The 4,355-nt window shown below is 73.2% G+C and carries 5 protein-coding genes and 1 pseudogene; all 6 read right to left on the reverse strand.

From position 1 onward, the window contains the following. The coding region (locus tag ABD308_RS24300) for an NADH-quinone oxidoreductase subunit 5 family protein (RefSeq protein ID WP_344338567.1) at positions 1 to 1,378 on the reverse strand (1,378 nt) is incomplete at its 3' end. Continuing rightward, positions 1,375 to 1,752 carry an NADH-quinone oxidoreductase subunit NuoK gene (nuoK, locus tag ABD308_RS24305; protein WP_344338569.1) on the reverse strand — a complete coding sequence of 126 codons (378 nt, stop codon included), beginning with the start codon at positions 1,750 to 1,752 and terminating at the stop codon, positions 1,375 to 1,377. The genes ABD308_RS24300 and nuoK, both read right to left, overlap by 4 nt. Continuing rightward, complete coding sequence (locus ABD308_RS24310) at positions 1,752 to 2,468, reverse strand: NADH-quinone oxidoreductase subunit J family protein (protein WP_344338570.1); 717 nt, start codon at positions 2,466 to 2,468, stop codon at positions 1,752 to 1,754. Before ABD308_RS24310 ends, nuoK begins: the two co-directional genes overlap by 1 nt. 3 nt (positions 2,469 to 2,471) lie before the next feature. After that, complete coding sequence (locus tag ABD308_RS24315) at positions 2,472 to 3,050, reverse strand: NuoI/complex I 23 kDa subunit family protein (protein WP_344338572.1); 579 nt, start codon at positions 3,048 to 3,050, stop codon at positions 2,472 to 2,474. Next, on the reverse strand, positions 3,047 to 4,006 hold the full coding sequence (locus tag ABD308_RS24320; RefSeq protein ID WP_425554840.1) for a complex I subunit 1/NuoH family protein: 960 nt from the start codon (positions 4,004 to 4,006) through the stop codon (positions 3,047 to 3,049). Before ABD308_RS24320 ends, ABD308_RS24315 begins: the two co-directional genes overlap by 4 nt. Next, positions 4,003 to 4,355 (reverse strand): annotated as a pseudogene (locus ABD308_RS24325) (hypothetical protein); the annotation flags it as partial. The pseudogene ABD308_RS24325 and the gene ABD308_RS24320, both read right to left, overlap by 4 nt.

Consider the following 4,355-nt stretch of genomic DNA (forward strand, 5'->3'; position numbering starts at 1 on the left):
CGGCCGCGCCGGCCGGGCTGTGGAAGGCCACCAGGAACAGCCGGGCCGCGTACGCCGCGGTGAGCAGCGCGGTGAGTCCGGCCGAGATCAGCACGATCCAGCCGGCCGCCTGCGGCACCGCCGAGGCGGGGCCGAGGCCGTTGGTCAGCGCCTCGCCGTTGGCCGCGTGCTCGGCGGCGGTCAGCACCGCCTCCTTGCTGAAGAAGCCGGCGAACGGCGGCAGGCCGACCAGGGCGACCAGCGCGATGGCCATCGTCCAGTAGGCGTCCGGGACGCGCCTGCGCAGCCCGCGGATCCGGGACATCGCGGAGATCGAGTTGGTGTGCGCGGCGTGGATCACCACACCGGCCGCGAGGAACAGCAGCGCCTTGAACGCGCCGTGGCTGACCAGGTGGAACACCGAGGCCTGCCGGTCGCCGCTGGCCAGCGCGCCGGCCATGTAGCCGAGCTGGCCGACGGTCGAGTAGGCCAGCACCCGCTTGAGGTCGTCCTGGGCGAGCGCGCACAGCGCCGAGCCGATCATCGTCACGGCGGCCATCACCGCCAGCACCACCAGCGCCGCGCCGGAGAGCAGGAAGACCGGCAGCAGCCGGGCCACCAGGTAGATGCCGGCCGCGACCATGGTGGCGGCGTGGATCAGCGCGGAGACCGGCGTCGGGCCGGCCATCGCGTCCGGGAGCCAGGTGTGCAGCGGGAACTGCGCGCTCTTGCCGGCCACTCCGGCCAGCAGCAGCAGCGCGACCAGCGTCGGGTGGCCGAGCCGCCCCTCGGTGGCGGCCCGCAGCACGTCCTCGATCCGGAAGCTCCCGGCGTCGGCACCGAGCAGGAAGATCCCGAACAGGAACGGCACGTCGCCGAGCTTGGTGACCAGGAAGGCCTTCAGCGAGGCGGAGCGGGCGTCCTCGCTCTCCCAGTGGTGGCCGATCAGGAAGTACGAGCAGATGCCCATGACCTCCCAGCCGACCAGCAGCACGACCAGGTCGCCGGAGTAGACGACCAGGAACATCGCCGCCGTGAACAGCGAGACCAGCGCCGCGTACGAGGGGTAGCGCGGGTCGTCCTTGAGGTACGCGGTCGAGTAGACCTGCACACAGGTGGCGACCAGGCCGACCAGCACCGAGATCAGCGAGCTGAAGCCGTCCAGGTGGATCGCCAGCGCGATGTCCGGGCCGCCGGTCGGGGTGAGCCGGGTGGCGGCGTCCAGCGCCTGGCCGCTGCCGAGCTGGATCGCGACGACCAGCGCGAGCACCGCCGAGACGGCGACCGGCACGATCGCCAGCGGCCGGGCGAGGCCGGGCGCGCGCTTGCCGGCGGCCAGGGTGGCCGCCGCGCCGAGCGCGGGCAGCGCGGGGACGAGGGCGGGCAGGGCGAGGTTCATGCGGCGGCCTGGCCCTTCAGCGCCTCGGCTCCGGCCGGCGCCTCCCCGGCGTCGGCGGTGGACTCGGCCGGGTCGCCGAGCGCGGTGACCCGGTCGATGTCCGCCGTGCCCCGGGCCCGGAACAGCAGCAGGACGATGGCGAGCCCGAGGCCGATCTCGGCGGCGGCGACGGTGATGGTGAACAGGGTCAGCGCCTGCCCGGCGTGCAGCGCGTCGCGCAGCCAGGCGTCGAAGGCGACGAGGTTGAGGTTGACGGCGTTGAGCATCAGCTCGACGGACATCAGCACCAGGACGACGTTGCGCCGGGCGAGGACGCCGTAGACGCCGACGCTGAACAGCAGCGCGGCGAGGACGACGGGGTAGGCGAGGTGCATCAGCCCTCCTGCTCGGTGGTGGTCGGAGCAGGCGGAGCGGTCGGGGCGGCGGGGGCGGACGGGGCCTCGGGCGCGCTCTGGGCGACCGTCCTGTTGGAGCCCACCGGGCGGCCGGCCCGGATCCGTCCGGCCCGCGGCGCCGGCACCCGTCGGCGGTCGCCGCGCGACAGCACGATCGCGCCGACCAGCGCGGCCAGCAGCAGCACCGAGAGCGCCTCGAAGGGCAGCACCCAGGTCCGGAACAGGCTCTCGCCCGTCGCCGCCGCCGAGCCGCCGCCCGCGCCGAGGTCGATCCAGGACGTCCGGAAGGCGTCCACGACCAGCGTCACCAGCGTTCCGGCCGAGGCCAGCGCGACCACCAGGGCGACCCAGCGGTTCTTGGAGTCGGCGTCCGGCGAGCGCCCGATCGGCGCCTTGGTGAGCATCAGCCCGAACAGCACCAGCACGACCACCGAGCCGAGGTAGATCAGCACCTGGACCCAGGCGATGAACTCGGCGGTGAGCAGCAGGAACTCCACCGCGAGGCCGCCGAGCGCGACCACCAGCCAGAGCGCGGCGTGCACCAGCTGCTTGGTGGTGACGGCGACCACGGCCGAGCCGAGCACGGCGATGCCGACCAGCAGGAAGACGATCTCCACCCCGGTCGGGGAGAGGAACGAGCGCGCGGCCGGGTCCAGCGGCCCGGTCGCGGCGAGCAGCGCGGCGGTGCCCCTCACGCGTCACCACCGTCCTGCGTCTCGACGGTCCCGGCGGTCCCGGCGGGNNNCCGCCTTGGCCGCGGCGGCGGCCAGCTTGTCGGCGGCCTTGCGCGCGGTGGCGATCTCCTTGGGCTCCTCGGCCGCCGGGTCCAGCGCCGGCGGCACCGGCACCGTCCACATCCACTCCCGCAGCCGGTCCCGCTCGTGGGTCAGCTCCAGGATGTCGGTCTCCGCGTACTCGAACTCGGGCGACCAGAACAGCGCGTCGAACGGGCACACCTCGATGCAGATCCCGCAGTACATGCAGAGCGAGAAGTCGATGGCGAACCGGTCCAGCACGTTGCGGGTGCGGGCGCGCGCGTTCGGGTCGGCGGCCGGCAGCGTCTCCTTGTGGGAGTCGATGTAGATGCACCAGTCCGGGCACTCACGGGCGCAGAGCATGCAGACCGTGCAGTTCTCCTCCAGCAGCGCGATCACGCCGCGCGAACGCGGCGGCAGGCTCGGCTGCACGTCGGGGTACTGCGCGGTGATGCTCTTCCTCGTCATCGTCCGCAGGGTGACGGCCAGGCCCTTGGCCAGGCCCGCACCGGGGAAACTCATGAGATCGCCACCTTGATGATGCCGGTGAGGGCCAGCTGGACGAGCGCGAGCGGGATCAGCGCGGTCCACGCGAAGCGCATCAGCTGGTCCTCGCGCAGCCGGGGGTAGGTGACCCGCAGCCAGATCACCACGAAGGCCAGCGCGAAGGTCTTCAGCAGGGTCCACAGCCAGCCGAGCTGGTCCGGCAGCGGGCCGTGCCAGCCGCCGAGGAAGAGCACGGCGGTCAGCGCGGAGACCACCAGGATGCCCGCGTACTCGGAGAGCAGGAACAGCGCGAAGCGCAGACCGGTGTACTCGGTGTACGCGCCGAAGATGATCTCCGAATCGGCGACCGGCATGTCGAAGGGCGGGCGCTGCAGCTCGGCCAGGCCGGCCGTGAAGAACACGAAGCCGCCGATCAGCTGCCACGGGATCCAGTACCACTCCCAGGCGTCCATGATCCCGGGCAGCGAGAGCGTTCCGGCGGCCATCGCCACGGAGGCGGCGGCGAGCACCATCGGCAGCTCGTAGGACATCAGCTGCGCGGCCGTCCGCAGACCGCCGAGCAGCGAGAACTTGTTGGCCGAGGCCCAGCCGGCCATCAGCTTGCCGATCACGCCGACGCCCATGACGGCGAGCACGAAGAACAGCCCGGCGTCCACCGCCTGCCCGACGAAGCCGCCGGGCCCCACCGGGATCGCCAGCAGCACCAGCAGGTACGGCAGCAGCGAGACGGCGGGCGCCAGCTGGAAGATCCGCCGGTCGGCGCCGGCCGGGACGATGTCCTCCTTCTGGGCGAACTTCACGCCGTCCGCGATCAACTGCGCCCAGCCGTGGAAGCCGCCGGCGTACATCGGGCCGAGGCGGCCCTGCATGTGCGCCATCACCTTGTGCTCGGTCTGGCCGATGACCAGGGGGAGGGTGAGGAAGACGACCAGCGTGGCGACGCAGCGCAGCACCGTGTCGAACAGGTTCACGCGCCGTCTCCGTCCTGGCCGGCCGGCTCGGCCGGCGGCGTCTCGCTCGTCTTCTCCCCGGTGGAGGGCTCCTCGACGGCCGGCTTCCCGGCGTCGGGCTTCTCGGTGGCGGGCTTTTCGGTGGCGAGCTCCTCGACGGCCGGCGCCTTGGCGTCCGGCTCGGCGGCCGGCTTCGCGGGCTCGTCGTGGGCCGGCACCGGGTTGTGCCACGGCGCGTCGGAGGACCGGGTCCGGGCCGGGGCCTGGGCGGCCTCGCCGGGCTCCTGGCTGACCGATCCCTCGGAGACCGAGCGCGTCCGCCGCGGCCGGTCCGCCCGCCGCACGTGATCCGTACGCACTGCCGCCGGGG

It is taken from the genome of Kitasatospora putterlickiae, assembly GCF_039527695.1.
GTDB classification, from domain to species: domain Bacteria; phylum Actinomycetota; class Actinomycetes; order Streptomycetales; family Streptomycetaceae; genus Kitasatospora; species Kitasatospora putterlickiae.